The organism is Pantoea sp. ACRSC, assembly GCF_022346785.1.
Classification (GTDB): Bacteria; Pseudomonadota; Gammaproteobacteria; order Enterobacterales; family Enterobacteriaceae; genus Pantoea; species Pantoea alvi.
On sequence record NZ_JAKRNN010000001.1, the window covers coordinates 322,249 to 336,946 of the forward strand.

The following is a 14,698-nucleotide window of genomic DNA, read 5'->3' on the forward strand; positions in this document are numbered from 1 at the left end:
CCATGCAACTGACACATATTAATGCCGCGGGCGAAGCCCATATGGTCGACGTCTCCGCCAAGGCGGAAACGGTGCGCGAGGCGCGCGCGGAGGCGCTGGTGCTGATGGCCGCCGAGACGCTGCAGATGATCGTCGACGGCAGCCACCATAAAGGCGATGTCTTCGCCACGGCGCGCATCGCCGGCATTCAGGCCGCCAAGCGCACCTGGGAGCTGATCCCGCTCTGTCATCCGCTGATGCTGAGCAAAGTTGAAGTTAACCTGGTCGCCGAGCCGGAACATCAGCGCGTGCGCATTACCTCTCTCTGCCGCCTGAGCGGCAAAACCGGCGTCGAAATGGAAGCGCTCACCGCCGCGTCGGTGGCGGCGCTGACCATTTACGACATGTGTAAAGCGGTGCAGAAAGATATCGTTATTGATCAGCTGCGCCTGCTGAGCAAAAGCGGCGGCAAGTCCGGCGATTTCCAGGCGGTGGCCCATGATTAAGGTGCTGTTTTTTGCCCAGGTGCGCGAGCTGGCAGGCACCAGCGCGCTGGAGATGCCCGCCGACTTTCCCGACGTGGCGACGCTGCGCGCTGCGCTGGCGCAAAAAGGCGATCGCTGGGCGCTGGCGCTGGAGCCGGGCAAACTGCTGGCCGCCGTAAATCAGACCCTGGTGCCGATGTCACATCCGCTGAAGGCCGGTGACGAAGTGGCGTTTTTCCCGCCGGTCACGGGAGGTTAGGATGGCAACGCAAATTCGCGTCGGCGCGGCGCCTTTCAGCATGGCTGACGAGTACGCCTGGCTTTCAACCTCCAGTGAAGATGGGGCGGTGGTGACCTTTACCGGCAAGGTGCGCAACCACAATCTGGGCGACAGCGTCGCCGCGCTTACCCTTGAGCACTATCCGGGGATGACGGAAAAAGCGCTGCACGAAATTGTCGAGGAGGCGCGCAGCCGCTGGCCGCTCCAGCGCGTCAGCGTTATCCACCGCATCGGCGAGCTGTTCCCTGGCGATGAGATTGTGTTTGTCGGCGTCACCAGCGCGCACCGCGGCAGCGCCTTCGCCGCCGCGGAATTTATTATGGACTACCTGAAAACCCGCGCCCCTTTCTGGAAGCGTGAAGCCACCGCCCAGGGCGATCGCTGGGTCGACGCCCGCGACAGCGACCATCAGGCCGCGCAGCGCTGGGATTAAGGCTTGCTGAGCTGCTCCGCCGGACCGAAATGGGTCTTGCCGTGAGCGTGTTCGCCGCCGCCGGAGACGCGTTTTAGCTGGATAACCTCGCCGCGCTGCCAGGCGTTGGCGCCCGGCACCACCGGCTGGGTGACAATATCGGCGCGCGACGCCCGCAGCTTGCGGCTGTCGATAGCAAAACGTTTGTCGCGATCCGCCAGCAGGCGGTTATCGAGCTGGCCGTCGGCGGTAAAGCCCATCATCAGCGCCGGTATGCCGATCGGCAGGGTTTTATCGCGATCGGTATGCCAGGTGTGCCAGGTTTTACCGTAGGTGTTGGCGATGCGCGCCATCAGCGCGTGGTCCGCCGTCTGCGGCAGGCCCGGCGCAATCAGCGTGCCCGATTTCACCTCATATTCATGGCTGTGCCACAGCTTTTTCTCTTCCGGCGGCAGGCTCTGATAGAGCCGCGCGCTGATAATGTATTCCACCCCCATCAGCCGCGCGTCTTTGGTGTTGCCGTCGTAGATTACCGCCTGCATCACGTCGTCGTTCAGCACCGTCACGTAGTGGTGCGCCTCCATCTGGCCATTCTGGTCGCCGTTATAGAAGTGAAAGCCGTCGAGATAGGTGTTGATCGCCTCAATGGGCGGACGCGACTGCAGCAGGTCTGCGCCGGTGGCGAGCGCTTTCATTTTTGCCGAGGTGGGCGCACCGGGCGAGGCGACCTGAGCGGGCGTATTATTTGCGCCACAGCCGCTGAGCAGCAGGGCAATGGCGGCACCGAGCCAGAGTTTTTGCATAACTATTTCCTTTTACGCGAGAAAACCTCAGCCTGGCTGAGAAACGGCGATACGCAAGCGCGACGGCAGCATGGGAATTTACGCCCTGTCTGATGGTTTGTCCGCGCTTCGGTGCTAAGGTAAGGGTTTGTTTTCCTGCAAGGACAGCTATGTCAGTTTCCGCATCCCTCAAACGTTTCTCACTGCTCGCCGCGCTGGTGCTGGTGGGCTGTAGCAGCAAAAAAACGCCCGAGGCGCCGGTGCGTCAGCCGGCCGACGTCAAGGCGCAAATTCAGCGCCTGCTGCCCGCCCACGTCAGCGATAAGCCCGGCTGGGCTACAGATATCTACACCGCGTTCCGCACCCAGCAGATCGACCCCAGCGTCAGCAATCTGTGCGCCGCCATCGCCGTGGCCGATCAGGAGTCGAACTTCAGCGCCGAGGCGGCGGTGCCCGGCCTGTCGAAAATCGCCTGGGGTGAAATTGAGCGCCGCGCGGCGAAAGTGCATGTGCCGGCCTTCCTGGTGCGCACCGCGCTGCTGATCAAATCCTCTAACGGCGAGAGCTATGCGGCGCGGCTCGACAAAGTGCGCAGCGAAAAAGAGCTGAGCGCCATCTTCGACGACTTTATTGATATGGTGCCGATGGGGCAGACGCTGTTCGGTAACCTGAACCCGATCCACACCGGCGGCCCGATGCAGGTGAGTATCAGCTTTGCTGAAGCCCATGCCAAAGGCTATCCGTGGCCGGTAGACGGGTCGATTCGTCGCGAGGTCTTTACCCGCCACGGCGGCATGTACTTTGGCATTATGCATCTGCTTGGCTATCCGGCGGACTACAGCAAGCCGCTCTACCGCTTCGCCGACTTTAACGCCGGCTGGTACGCCAGCCGCAACGCGGCCTTCCAGGCGGCGGTGGCGCGCGCCACCGGAATGAAGCTGGCGCTGGATGGCGATCTGATCCTTTACGGTTCGGACAAGGCGGGCGCGACGGAGCTGGCGGTGCGCACCCTGGCGAAGCAGATTGATATGAGCGACAGCGCCATTCGCCGCGACCTGGAGAAAGGGGAGCAGGCGAGCTTCAGCGACAGCACGCTCTGGAAGCAGGTTTTCGCGCTGGCGGACAAGATGGCCGGTCGCCCGCTGCCGCGTGAGATGCTGCCGGGCATCAGGCTGGAGAGCCCGAAAATCACCCGCAATCTCACCACGGCCTGGTTCGCGCAGCGCGTCGACAGCCGTTACCAACAGTGTTTATCGCGCCGCTGAGGCGTGCGTTGTGGGTCAGTTAAGCTATGCTGTGCCACAATTAGGCATATCCGTCGGCTTGCCGGCGCCTTTTCACTTACATGAGGTGCATCATGGATCGATATCCACGCAATGATTCTCTGGTGCAGCCCGCGACCAGCGGCCTGCAAACCTATATGGCGCAGGTCTACGGCTGGATGACCTGCGGGTTACTGCTCACCGCCTTTGTCGCCTGGTATGCGGCGGGCAACGAACGCATTATGTTCTTTATCTTTTCCAGCCGTATGACCTTCTTCGGTTTGATTATCGCCCAGCTGGCGGTGGTCTTTGTGCTCTCCGGCATGGTGAATCGCCTGAGCGGCGCGGTTGCTACCGGGCTGTTTATGCTCTATTCCGCCCTGACCGGGCTGACAATGGCCAGCATCTTTATCGCCTATACCTATACCTCTATCGCCAGCACCTTCTTTATCACGGCGGGGATGTTTGGCGCGATGAGCTTTTACGGCTATACCACGAAACGCGACCTCAGCCGCTTCGGCAGCCTGCTGTTTATGGGGCTGATTGGTATTCTGCTGGCGTCGCTGGTGAACTACTGGCTGAAAAGCCCGGCGCTGATGTGGGCAATTACCTATATCGGTGTGGTGCTGTTTGTGGGACTGACCGCCTGGGATACCCAGCAGCTGCGCCAGATTGGCGAGCAGATCGACGTGCGCGACCGCGAGTCGCTGCGCCGCTATTCAATTATGGGCGCGCTGAGGCTCTATCTCGACTTTATCAACCTGTTCCTGATGCTGCTGCGTATCTTCGGCAACCGTCGTTAACCGGTAAAGTGCTCCATCCCGGCCGGGCTGGCGGGATGGAGCAGTGTCGCACTAGGCACTCTTCTGCAGTTTCTGTTCATTCTTCGCGCGCAGATGCTTCGCGCGACTCTCCAGCATCAGATAGAGCACCAGTGCCAGCAGCAGCGGCAGGATAAAATAGAGCACGCGATAGGCGAGCAGCGCGGCGATAATGGTGCCGTGCGACGCATGCTGTCCGCTCAGCAGCGCCAGGAACACCGCCTCCAGTACGCCAATCCCGGCCGGAATATGAATAATCACCCCGGCGATACTGCTGATCAGCAGCACGCCGAGCACAACAGGGTAATCCACCTGACGCGCCAGCAGCAGCCAGATAATCGCGCCCATCACCAGCCAGTTAGCGGAAGAGACAGCGAACTGAAACAGCGCCATGCGCAGCGACGGCAGCTGCAGCGTCTGACGCCGGATAGTCCACTTGCGGCGCTTTGAAAAGGCGCAGGCCCAGAGAAAGATCGCCACCACCGCCAGCAGTACGACGCCAATAATGCGCAGCGTCGTCTCGCCGATAAACCAGCCGCCGGGGATCGGCACCATGCCGGCGCTGAACACCACCCCCGCCAGCAGGATATAGCCGAGCCAGTTGGTGGCGATGCTGAGCGAGAAGATGCGCGTGATGGTGGCGCTGTCCAGCCCCAGCCGCGAATAGAGCCGGTAGCGCATCGCCACGCCGCCAACCCAGGTGCTTAGCGTCAGGTTAAAGGCGTAGCAGATAAAGGAGACCAGCATCACCTGCCGCTTCGCCAGCTTGTGGCCGCAGTAGGCGCGGCCGATCAGATCATAACAGCCGTAGGTCAGGTAGCTGACGATCACCAGCGCGACGGCGCTCAGCACCGCGAGGCGGTTATAGTTGACGATGACGTTATAGACATCTTCCCAGTTCACTTTGCGCGCGTAGACCACCAGCAGCACAATCACCGCAATGAAAAAGAGCCAGGTCAGCACCTTCTTCGCCAGCTTCCACTTTGGATGTTTTTCCGCCATCAGGATTTAGCCCCTTCATTGTCTGTTTCGACACGGTCTTGCGTCTCCATCTCCGGCTGAACCGGCGGGTCGACCTGCGCAATCAGCGGTGTGTGCGCGGGAAGCCAGCCTGCGATGGCCGGGAAATGGCGTAAGAAGTGAAACACCACCACGCTTTTGGTCAGCTGCCACCAGTTGCGCGGCGGCAGCCGATCTTCCTGCACGCGCTGGCAATCTTTCGCCAGCAGCTGCTCCAGGTTGTCGCGCAGCGTCTGGTTGAAGTCGCGATCGTAGACGATCAGATTGGCTTCAAGGTTAAGCGACAGGCTCAGCGGATCGAGGTTGCTGGAGCCGACGGTCGACCACTGACGATCCTGCACCGCCACCTTGCCGTGCAGCGGGCGGCGAATATATTCATAGACTTCAACGCCCGCATCGACCAGGTAGTTATAGAGCAGTTCCGCGCCGACTTTAACAATCGGCATATCGGGTTCGCCCTGCACGATTAGCCTGACCCGCACGCCGCGCTGCGCCGCGTTGCGCATCTCGCGCAGCAGACGATAGCCGGGGAAAAAGTAGGCGTTGGCGATAATCACATCCTCTTTCGCGGTGCGCAGCATATCGAGGTAGTGCTTTTCAATATCGTCGCGGTGGTCGTCGTTGTCGCGATAGACGAACAGCACCTGGGCGTTGCCGGGGGTGGCGTTAACCGCCGGACGATGGGAGCGGCCGCCCCACCAGCGGCGCGTTACCGCTTCGCTGCCCATCGCCTCACGCACGTAGCGGGTGATATCGTCAACGATGGGGCCTTTGACCTCGACGGCGTAGTCCTGCTTCGCCTCCGGGCCGTAGCTGGTGTTGTGCTCGGCGGAGAAGTTAATGCCGCCAACAAAGGCAATAACCTCATCCACCACCACGATTTTCCGGTGCAGGCGGCGGAAGACGTTGGTGCGCATCCCCATGACCAGCGGACGCGGATCGTAATAGATAAAGCGCACGCCCTCAGCCGTCAGGCTGTTAACAAATTTGTCGGAGAGATCCGGCGAGCCGTAGCCGTCCACCATCACCTCTATCTTTACGCCGCGCTGCGCGGCAGCCAGCAGCTCGCGGTGCAGCGCGTTGCCGACCTCATCCTCAAACAGGATAAAGGTCTCCAGCATCACGCTGCGCTCGGCGCGCTGAATCGCGCCGAATACGCGCGGGAAAAATTCTTCGCCGTTTTCCAGCAGGCGCAGACTGTTGCCTTCTCGCCATTCAAAATTCATAGGTGGATCTCCACGGCGAGCGGGGCGTGATCGGACAGGTGCGACCAGGGCTTACGCGGCAGCGCCCAGGGTTGGCTGACGGTGGCGTTGCGTACGTAAATACGATCGAGCCGCAGCAGCGGAAAGCGCGCAGGGAAGGTGCGCGCCGGGCGACCGTGTTTCATGCTGAAAACCTCTTTTAATCCTGCGCCATGCTTCAGAATGTGATTAGCGCGCAGCTGCCAGTCGTTGAAATCACCCGCCACTACCAGCGGCGCGTCGTGCGGCAGCGAGGCCACCATGTCGCACATCATCTTCATCTGGGCGTGGCGGTGCGCCTCTTTCAGGCCCAGATGCACGCAAATAACGTGTAGCGTGCCGTGCGGCTCCGGCAGGCTGATTTTGCAGTGCAACATGCCGCGGTTTTCACTTCCTGCAACAGAAATATCGCGATTTTCATACTCCTGAATGGGAAACCGTGACAAAATCGCGTTCCCGTGGTGCCCTTCTGGATAGACGGCGTTGCGGCCATAGGCGAAATCGTTCCACATGGTGTCAGCCAGAAACTCGTAGTGCGGCGTCCCCGGCCAGTTCTCGTGATGCAGAGGGTGGACGGCATGGGTGCCCATCACCTCCTGCAAAAAGACGATATCTGCTGAGGTGGCGCGTACCGCTTCGCGCAGTTCCGGCAGGATGAAGCGACGGTTAAAGGTGGTAAATCCTTTGTGGGTATTGATCGTCAGGACTTTAAAGGAAAATCCTTGCTTAGTTTGTGGCATACTCTCGACGCACTCCTTTTCATCAGCAACAAAAGTAAAGTGTAGTCTTTGTCACAAACGGGTGCGGATAAGGATGGAAATTTAGGGCGTTATCCGAAAATTGCTTTACATTGAGGAAACCGTTACCGGCCTGTGCCGGTTGCACTTGGGCGATCTGTTGGGTCTGCCAGGAGAAAAGAATGAAATGGTCTAATCGTGTTCAAATCATCACCGGACAAACCTGCGTGCATATTGCTATGCATGCGCTGGTGATCGCCGCGCTGATCTGGGGCTGGAAACACAAAGCTCTGATCGAAGTGTGCAGCACGCTGGTAGCCGCCTATGCCGTGGTGTTTATCGCCATGCTGGTCCTGCAGCGTAGTGTTCGTTTGCGTAGCATCGGTGATTATCTTGAAGAAGCGACCACCACCTACTATTTTGGCGCGGCGATGATGACGCTGTTTATCGTCTCGCGCTACATACACAACGCCCTGCTGATTGGCATGCTGGGCGTGGTGATGCTGGTAGGGCCGGCGCTGGTCTCGCTGCTGGCGAAGGAGCCGGCAGGGCGCATCCAGAAGAAGCGTAGCTAACCTTCTGGGTTCGCTATCCGGGGGCTGCCGCAAGGCGGCCCCTGTTATTTTCGCCTTTCTCGCACCCCGCGACGAAAGCTGCTACACTGCCTGGCTTACGCATCGTAGTTTGTGCCCTTTTCACACGTTAGCCCTCGGCTGGCGTCACTTTCCCCCCTGAAAACTACACCGTGAATCGCGGTCAGGGCGGACCGGAGTAAAACACTTAATGTCTTTTGACTCTCTCGGCCTGAGCGCCGATATTTTGCGTGCGGTCGCTGAACAGGGCTACCGTGAACCTACGCCTATCCAGCGCCAGGCGATCCCTGTGGTGCTGTCCGGGCGCGATCTGCTGGCCAGCGCGCAGACCGGTACCGGCAAAACCGCCGGCTTTACGCTGCCGCTGCTGCAAAAACTCTCAACGACGGCTGCATCGGGCCGCGGCCGCCGTCCGGTACGCGCCCTGATCCTGACGCCGACGCGCGAGCTGGCCGCCCAGATCGGCGAAAACGTGCGCGACTACAGCAAATATCTTGAACTGCGTTCGCTGGTGGTATTCGGCGGCGTCAGCATTAACCCGCAGATGATGAAACTGCGCGGCGGCGTCGACATTCTGGTCGCCACGCCGGGCCGCCTGCTCGACCTGGAGCACCAGAACGCGGTCGATCTGTCGCAGATCGAAGTGCTGGTGCTGGACGAAGCGGATCGCATGCTGGACATGGGCTTTATCCACGATATCCGTCGCGTGCTGGCCAAACTGCCGGCGAAGCGTCAGAACCTGCTCTTCTCCGCAACCTTCTCCGACGACATTAAAACGCTGGCGGAAAAACTGCTGCATAACCCGGAGCAGGTCGAAGTGGCGCGCCGCAATACCGCCTCTGAGCAGGTATCGCAGCTGGTGCATTTCGTCGACAAAAAGCGCAAGCGGGAGCTGCTCTCGCAGCTGATCGGCGAAGGTAACTGGCAGCAGGTGCTGGTCTTTACCCGCACCAAGCACGGCGCCAACCACCTGGCAGAACAGCTGAATAAAGACGGCATCACCGCCGCGGCGATCCACGGCAATAAAAGCCAGGGCGCCCGTACTCGCGCGCTGGCCGACTTTAAAACCGGTGCCATCCGCGTGCTGGTGGCGACCGATATCGCCGCGCGCGGTCTCGATATCGAAGAGCTGCCGCACGTGGTGAACTATGAGCTGCCGAACGTGGCGGAAGATTATGTACACCGCATCGGCCGTACCGGCCGCGCCGCCGCAACCGGCGCCGCGCTCTCGTTAGTCTGCGTGGATGAGCACAAGCTGCTGCGCGATATCGAGCGACTGCTGAAGCGCGAGATCCCGCGCATGGCGGTACCGGGCTACGAGCCGGATCCGAGCATCAAGGCGGAGCCGATTCAGAACGGTCGCGGCCAGCAACAGCAGCCGCGCGGTCGCGGTCGTGGACAGGGCGGCGCGCCGTCATCTTCACGTCCGCAGGGCGACAAACGTGCGCCGCAGCCACGCCGTCAGAGCCAGTCGGAGCAGGGCGCTAAGCCTGCGCGTCCGTCGCGTCGTCCGGCTGCGAAGAAAACCGGAACCGCGTAACGCCATGCGGGTGTTGCTTGCCCCGATGGAGGGCGTACTGGATTCGCTGGTGCGCGAGCTGCTGAGCGAGGTCAACGATTACGACCTCTGCGTCACCGAGTTTTTGCGCGTGGTGGATCAGCTGCTGCCGGTAAAATCGTTTTACCGGCTCTGTCCCGAGCTGCGCAACAGCAGCCGCACGCCTTCGGGCACGCGGGTGCGTTTGCAGCTGCTCGGTCAGCATCCTGAGTGGCTGGCGGAAAACGCGGCGCGCGCCGCCGAGCTGGGATCCTGGGGCGTCGATCTCAACTGCGGCTGCCCCTCGAAGCTGGTGAACGGCAGCGGCGGCGGCGCCACGCTGCTGAAAGATCCCGAGCTGATCTATCGCGGCGCGAAAGCGATGCGCGAGGCGGTGCCGTCGCATCTGCCGGTCACGGTAAAAGTGCGACTCGGCTGGGATTCCGGCGAGCGGCGCTTTGAAATCGCCGACGCGGTGCAGCAGGCGGGCGCCAGCGAACTGGTGGTACATGGCCGCACCAAAGAGGATGGCTACCGCGCTGAGGCGATCAACTGGCAGGCGATTGGCGAGATCCGCCAGCGGCTGCGCATCCCGGTAGTGGCGAACGGCGAGATCTGGGACTGGCAGAGCGCGCAGGCGTGTCTGAAAGCGACCGGCTGCGATGCGGTAATGATCGGTCGCGGCGCGCTCAACGTGCCGAACCTCAGTCGTGTCGTGAAGTACAACGAGGCGCCGATGGCCTGGCCAGAGGTGGTGGCGCTGCTGCAGAAGTACACGCGGCTGGAGAAGCAGGGCGATACCGGCCTCTACCACGTCGCGCGCATTAAGCAGTGGCTCGGCTACCTGCGCAAAGCCTATCCGCAGGCCGACGGTCTGTTTACCAATATTCGCGCGCTGAAACACTCCTCCGCTATCGCCGAGGCGATCGACCTGCAGGCCGTTGCTCTGGCCCTGTGACAAAAATTCAGGCGACCCATTAGCAGGCTAAGCGTATAGTGAAAGCCATTTTTCACAACAAGCCAGCCTGCTATGTCTGATGTCGCGGTACTGACTAACGGTCAACTCAACAAACGCATTCTCTCTGTTCTGATCTTCACCTTCTTCTGCTATCTCTCTGTCGGGCTGCCGCTGGCGGTGCTGCCGGGATTCGTGCATAACCAGCTCGGCTTCAGCTCGTTTATGGCGGGGCTGATCATCAGCCTGCAATATTTCGCCACGCTGCTGAGCCGTCCGCAGTCGGGCCGGCTGGCGGATCGCCTGGGGCCAAAGCGAGTAGTTATGCTCGGCACGCTGCTTTGCGGTATGAGCGGCGTGATGACCATTATCGCCGCGCTGTGCCGCGACTGGCCGTCGATCAGCCTGCTGCTGCTGGCAGTCGGACGCCTGTTCCTCGGCGTCGGCGAAAGCTTCAGCAGCACCGGCTCCACGCTGTGGGGCATGAACATCGTTGGGCCGCTGCAGACCGCACGCGTCATCTCCTGGAACGGCGTCGCCACCTACCTGGCGATGGCGATTGGCGCGCCGCTCGGGGTGATGCTGAACCAGGGGCTGGGCATCAGCGGCTTTGCGGGTCTGGTGGCGCTGATGGGCGTCGTGGGTTACCTGCTGGCGAGCCGCAAACCGGCGGTCGAGGTGAGCCAGGGGCAGCGCATTCCGTTTCATCGCGTCTTTTCGCGCGTCTGGCTGTTTGGCCTGGCGCTCGGCTTCGGCACCATCGGCTTCGGCGTTATCTCGACCTTTATTACCCTCTATTTCGCCAGCCGCGACTGGAGCGGCGCCGCCTTCGCGCTGTCGCTGTTTAGCCTCGGCTTTGTGCTGTTTCGCCTGCTCTTCAGCCGTGCCATTACGCGTTTCGGCGGGCTGCGCGTCGCTATCGTCTCCTTGCTGCTGGAGTGCGCCGGGCTGCTGATTATCTGGCAGGCAGAGAGCAGCCTGCTGGTGGATTTCGGCGCGCTGCTGACCGGCTGCGGCTTTTCGCTGATTTTCCCCGCGCTGGGCGTGGAGGCGGTAAAGCAGGTAGAGCGGCAGGATCAGGGCTCGGCGCTCGGGGTCTACTCGGCGTTTCTCGATCTGGGACTCGGCCTGACCGGCCCGGTGGCGGGATTGCTGATTGGCTACTGGGGCATGCAGTCGGTCTATCTGGCGGCGGCGATAATGGTGCTGGGCGCCTTCGCCATTACGCTGCGCCTGATGCAGCGCTATAGCGGCGCGGCGTAACGCCGCGCCGTCAGCCATCAAAACTGCGAGAAAAGGGCGTAGAGCCCGGCGGCCAGCAGAACAGAGACCGGCAGCGTCAGGATCCACGCCATCGCCAGATTGCGCAGCGTGGCGAGCTGCAGGCCGGAGCGGTTGGCCGCCATGCTGCCCGCCACGCCGGACGAGAGCACATGGGTGGTGGAAACCGGCAGGCCGAAACTGTCCGCCGCGCCGATGGTCGCCATCGCCACCAGCTCAGCGCTGGCACCCTGCGCGTAGTTGAGATGGGTTTTGCCGATGCGCTCACCCACGGTAACCACGATGCGACGCCAGCCCACCATGGTGCCGAGGCCCAGCGCAATCGCCACCACCACCTTCACCCACATCGGAATAAAGCGCGTGGCGCTGTCCAGCTCCTGCTTAATCGCCGTCAGATTGCGCTGCGTCTCTTCCGGCATCGCGACTTTATTGGCCTGAATATGCTTGATCGACTCCGAGGTCAGGTACATCTGGTTACGGGTGTTTGACACCGCCTGCGCCGGAATATTCTCCATTGAGCCGTAGCGGCGGATCTGCTCGCTGATATCGCCCAGCGTCAGCGCCAGCGCGGGCAGCACGTTGGGGTTCATCTGACCGGTGCGCACGTAGTCGGTAAGCACGTCGCGCGAGACCGGCGGACGGGCGCTGGCGGGCTGTAGCTGCAGCAGCTGGTTTTCCGTTACCTGCGCCAGCGCCGCCACGCGCGGGATCTGATCCGGCGGCAGCGAGCGGTTCAGCGCATAGGCGATCGGCATGGTGCCCACCAGAATCAGCATAATCAGCCCCATGCCTTTCTGGCCGTCGTTGGAGCCGTGCGCGAAGGAGACGCCGGTACAGGTCAGGATCAGCACGCCGCGGATCCAGGCTGGCGGCGGCTCGTTGCTCTGCGGCGCTTCATACAGCTCGCGGTTGCGGATAAAGGCCTTCATCGCCAGCAGCAGCAGCGCGGCGCAGATAAAGCCCACCAGCGGCGAGAGGATCAGCGAATAACCGATCTTAATCGCCTGATCCCAGTCCACGCCGCTCATGCCGCTGCGGCCGTGCAGCAGCGCATTGGCGACGCCGACGCCGATAATCGAACCGATCAGCGTATGGGAAGAGGAGGAGGGCAGGCCGAGATACCAGGTGCCCAGGTTCCAGATAATGGCGGAGAAGAGCAGCGCATAGACCATGGCGAAGCCGCCGCCGCTGCTCGCCTGTAAAATCAGCTCTACCGGCAGCAGCGAGATAATACCGAACGCCACCACGCCGCTGGAGAGCAGTACGCCGAGAAAGTTGCACAGGCCTGACCAGACCACCGCGACGCCGGGCGTCAGCGAGTGGGTATAGATCACCGTCGCCACTGCGTTAGCGGTGTCGTGGAAGCCGTTGACAAACTCAAACCCCAGCGCGATCACCAGCGCCAGGCCCAGCAAAAAGAAGGGAACGTAGCTGGTGACCGGCGTGTCGGTCTCCTGCACGTCGCTAAAGAGATTAAACCCGGCAAAGGAGAGTCCGGCGACCAGCAGAATCACAAACAGCGGTTTTGAAAAGCGGCTGCGCTTGCCGGTAAGATTAGGACGTCCGGCAACCGATGGGGATGACGACAGGCTGTTTTCGCTCATAAACACCTCGGTGGAGAGTGGCGGGTGCGCCCTGATCGCACCCATTACTGGCAGGGATACGCGTTTTATATGACAGAACAATGATGTTGCCGGGCCGCTGTCATTATTCTGTCATCACTCTGCATCAGGCTGTGGATCTGGTCCGCCCTGACATCTACTCCATCCATGGTTGCTGAGCTACTGCTTGCCCCTGATAAATCCAGTTTCGACGACGAGGTCGCCGGCTTAATTTACGGCTACCTGATCTCCCCAGACGCGCCGCCGCGCCGCCTCAACGCGCGCGAGGCGGTGCAGGCAGGCGAGCGGCCGCGCCGGCGAGTTTCTCTGGCTGCATATCAATCTCAATCACGCCCGCGCCCAGCACTGGGTTCAGAGCCATTTTCAGGTTGATGAAGATTTCTTTGAAGAGATTCACTCCGCCTCGTCGCGCACCCGGCTGGCGGAGCAGGGGGAAGCGCTGATGGCGATCCTTAATGACGTCACCTTTAGCCAGGAAGAGCACAGCGCGCAGAACGCCACGCTCTGGATCTGGTGTCGGCGCCAGCTGCTGGTCAGCGCGCGCTATCGTCAGGTGGCGATGATTGAACGTATGCATCAGCGCCTGCAGTCGTGCGCCTTTCGCAACGCCGAAGAGATGCTGCTCAGCCTGCTGGGCGAGCAGGAGCGCCAGCTGGAGCAGGTGGTGCGGCGCAGCAGCCTTGCGGTGGACGCGATTGAGGAGCGGCTGCTTAGCCCGGCCATCAAGGCGAACCGCAGCGAGCTGGGGCAGCTGCGCCGCATGCTGCTGCGCATTCAGCGTCTGCTGGCGCCGGAGCCGGCCGCGCTGTTTCGCCTGCTGAATCGTCCGCCTGCGTGGCTGAATCGCGATACGCTGCGCGAACTGCGCGCCTTTACCGAGGAGTTCAGCGTGGTGCTTAACGACCTCGCCAGCCTGATGGAGCGCATCCGGCTGCTGCAGGAGGAGATTGCCGCGCGCCTGATGGAGCAGAGCAACCGCACGCTGTTTCTGTTAACCGTCATTACCGTACTGGCGCTGCCGATCAATATCGTGGCTGGCTTCTTCGGTATGAACGTCGGTGGCATCCCGCTGGCGGGTAATCCGCACGGCTTTTTGATTCTGGTGCTGGTGGTGCTGGCGTTTACCTTTGTCGCGGGCTGGCTGGCGCTGAGAAGGCCGGGGAAGTGAGGGGAGGCGAAGGGCAAAGCCGGCCTGGAAAAGAGAAAATCCTGGCTGGTCAGATATATGTTTTTTCGAATGTGTAGTTGATCGTCAATCCGCACGCAGCGATACTACTCCTGTTTCAGCGACAGGAGTCGTCATGCTTCAGCTTAATCCTCTTCAGCTCTTCAAAACGTTATCTGACGAAACCCGACTCAGCGTGGTGCTGCTGCTGCGCGAAAAAGGGGAGCTTTGCGTCTGTGAGCTTACCTCTATTCTCCGGGCAGCTCAGCCAAAAATTTCCCGCCACCTGGCGCTGCTCAGAGAGAGCGGTCTGCTTATCGACAGGCGCGATGGCAAATGGATCTATTACCGGCTGTCGCCGCATATGCCTGCCTGGGCGGCAGCGGTCATTGAACAGGCTTACCTGTGCCAGCGGGATCGCATTCTGCATCTCAGCCAGCAGGCTGAGCGGGAAAACGTGACCACTAACGGCAAGCCTGTCTGCATTTAAAAATTTAACTATACATATCTGTTTTTTCGTATC

The 14,698-nt window shown here is 61.2% G+C and carries 15 protein-coding genes and 1 pseudogene; 11 read left to right on the plus strand and 5 right to left on the minus strand.

Going from position 1 to position 14,698, the window contains the following annotated elements; all coding sequences use genetic code 11:
- Positions 1–2 precede the first annotated feature (2 nt).
- The 3 genes from moaC to moaE are packed head-to-tail and all read left to right on the plus strand — an operon-like array spanning position 3 to position 1,177.
- A complete protein-coding gene (gene moaC, locus MHZ97_RS01620) occupies positions 3–485 on the plus strand; it encodes a cyclic pyranopterin monophosphate synthase MoaC (RefSeq protein ID WP_103794911.1) in 483 nt (160 codons plus the stop codon).
- Positions 478–723, plus strand: a complete 246-nt coding sequence (gene moaD / locus MHZ97_RS01625; protein ID WP_103794910.1) for a molybdopterin synthase sulfur carrier subunit — start codon at positions 478–480, stop codon at positions 721–723. Before moaC ends, moaD begins: the two co-directional genes overlap by 8 nt.
- A 1-nt stretch (position 724) precedes the next feature.
- Positions 725–1,177, plus strand: a complete 453-nt coding sequence (moaE, locus tag MHZ97_RS01630) for a molybdopterin synthase catalytic subunit MoaE (protein ID WP_103794909.1) — start codon at positions 725–727, stop codon at positions 1,175–1,177.
- Here the strand turns inward: moaE and MHZ97_RS01635 are convergent.
- The gene (locus MHZ97_RS01635) at positions 1,174–1,959 is read right to left on the minus strand and encodes an OBAP family protein (RefSeq protein ID WP_239312654.1); all 786 of its coding nucleotides are present in this window, start codon (positions 1,957–1,959) and stop codon (positions 1,174–1,176) included. The genes moaE and MHZ97_RS01635 overlap by 4 nt on opposite strands.
- A gap of 149 nt (positions 1,960–2,108) precedes the next feature.
- On the opposite strand from MHZ97_RS01635, the gene MHZ97_RS01640 reads away from it, so the two are divergent.
- Together MHZ97_RS01640 and MHZ97_RS01645 are read left to right on the plus strand one after the other, a co-directional pair.
- The gene (locus MHZ97_RS01640; protein ID WP_239312651.1) at positions 2,109–3,203 is read left to right on the plus strand and encodes a DUF1615 domain-containing protein; all 1,095 of its coding nucleotides are present in this window, start codon (positions 2,109–2,111) and stop codon (positions 3,201–3,203) included.
- A gap of 92 nt (positions 3,204–3,295) precedes the next feature.
- Positions 3,296–4,003 (plus strand): Bax inhibitor-1/YccA family protein, encoded by a 708-nt coding sequence (locus MHZ97_RS01645; RefSeq protein WP_103794906.1) that lies wholly within the window; start codon positions 3,296–3,298, stop codon positions 4,001–4,003.
- Positions 4,004–4,054: 51 nt separating this feature from the next.
- Here MHZ97_RS01645 and MHZ97_RS01650 read toward each other — a convergent pair whose 3' ends face one another.
- The 3 genes from MHZ97_RS01650 to MHZ97_RS01660 are packed head-to-tail and all read right to left on the minus strand — an operon-like array spanning position 4,055 to position 7,025.
- Positions 4,055–5,023 (minus strand): lysylphosphatidylglycerol synthase domain-containing protein, encoded by a 969-nt coding sequence (locus MHZ97_RS01650; protein ID WP_103794905.1) that lies wholly within the window; start codon positions 5,021–5,023, stop codon positions 4,055–4,057.
- Positions 5,023–6,267 carry a cardiolipin synthase ClsB gene (gene clsB, locus MHZ97_RS01655; RefSeq protein ID WP_239312648.1) on the minus strand — a complete coding sequence of 415 codons (1,245 nt, stop codon included), beginning with the start codon at positions 6,265–6,267 and terminating at the stop codon, positions 5,023–5,025. Before clsB ends, MHZ97_RS01650 begins: the two co-directional genes overlap by 1 nt.
- Positions 6,264–7,025: an endonuclease/exonuclease/phosphatase family protein gene (locus MHZ97_RS01660; protein ID WP_103794903.1), complete on the minus strand. Its 762-nt coding sequence runs from the start codon at positions 7,023–7,025 to the stop codon at positions 6,264–6,266. Before MHZ97_RS01660 ends, clsB begins: the two co-directional genes overlap by 4 nt.
- 179 nt (positions 7,026–7,204) lie before the next feature.
- Here MHZ97_RS01660 and MHZ97_RS01665 point away from each other — a divergent pair, with 179 nt between their 5' ends.
- From MHZ97_RS01665 to MHZ97_RS01680, 4 genes are all read left to right on the plus strand, one after another.
- Positions 7,205–7,597, plus strand: a complete 393-nt coding sequence (locus tag MHZ97_RS01665) for a YbhQ family protein (RefSeq protein WP_103794902.1) — start codon at positions 7,205–7,207, stop codon at positions 7,595–7,597.
- A gap of 208 nt (positions 7,598–7,805) precedes the next feature.
- On the plus strand, positions 7,806–9,155 hold the full coding sequence (gene rhlE, locus MHZ97_RS01670) for an ATP-dependent RNA helicase RhlE (protein ID WP_103794901.1): 1,350 nt from the start codon (positions 7,806–7,808) through the stop codon (positions 9,153–9,155).
- 4 nt (positions 9,156–9,159) lie between these two features.
- Positions 9,160–10,110: a tRNA dihydrouridine(16) synthase DusC gene (gene dusC / locus MHZ97_RS01675; RefSeq protein ID WP_239312645.1), complete on the plus strand. Its 951-nt coding sequence runs from the start codon at positions 9,160–9,162 to the stop codon at positions 10,108–10,110.
- Between the two features lie 72 nt (positions 10,111–10,182).
- The gene (locus MHZ97_RS01680) at positions 10,183–11,370 is read left to right on the plus strand and encodes an MFS transporter (protein ID WP_103794899.1); all 1,188 of its coding nucleotides are present in this window, start codon (positions 10,183–10,185) and stop codon (positions 11,368–11,370) included.
- Between the two features lie 17 nt (positions 11,371–11,387).
- Here MHZ97_RS01680 and MHZ97_RS01685 read toward each other — a convergent pair whose 3' ends face one another.
- Complete coding sequence (locus MHZ97_RS01685) at positions 11,388–12,992, minus strand: inorganic phosphate transporter (protein WP_239312642.1); 1,605 nt, start codon at positions 12,990–12,992, stop codon at positions 11,388–11,390.
- Between the two features lie 165 nt (positions 12,993–13,157).
- On the opposite strand from MHZ97_RS01685, the pseudogene MHZ97_RS01690 reads away from it, so the two are divergent.
- Together MHZ97_RS01690 and MHZ97_RS01695 are read left to right on the plus strand one after the other, a co-directional pair.
- A pseudogene (locus MHZ97_RS01690) lies at positions 13,158–14,178 on the plus strand (transporter).
- A gap of 133 nt (positions 14,179–14,311) precedes the next feature.
- Positions 14,312–14,665 carry a metalloregulator ArsR/SmtB family transcription factor gene (locus MHZ97_RS01695; RefSeq protein WP_239312640.1) on the plus strand — a complete coding sequence of 118 codons (354 nt, stop codon included), beginning with the start codon at positions 14,312–14,314 and terminating at the stop codon, positions 14,663–14,665.
- Positions 14,666–14,698: the final 33 nt, after the last annotated feature.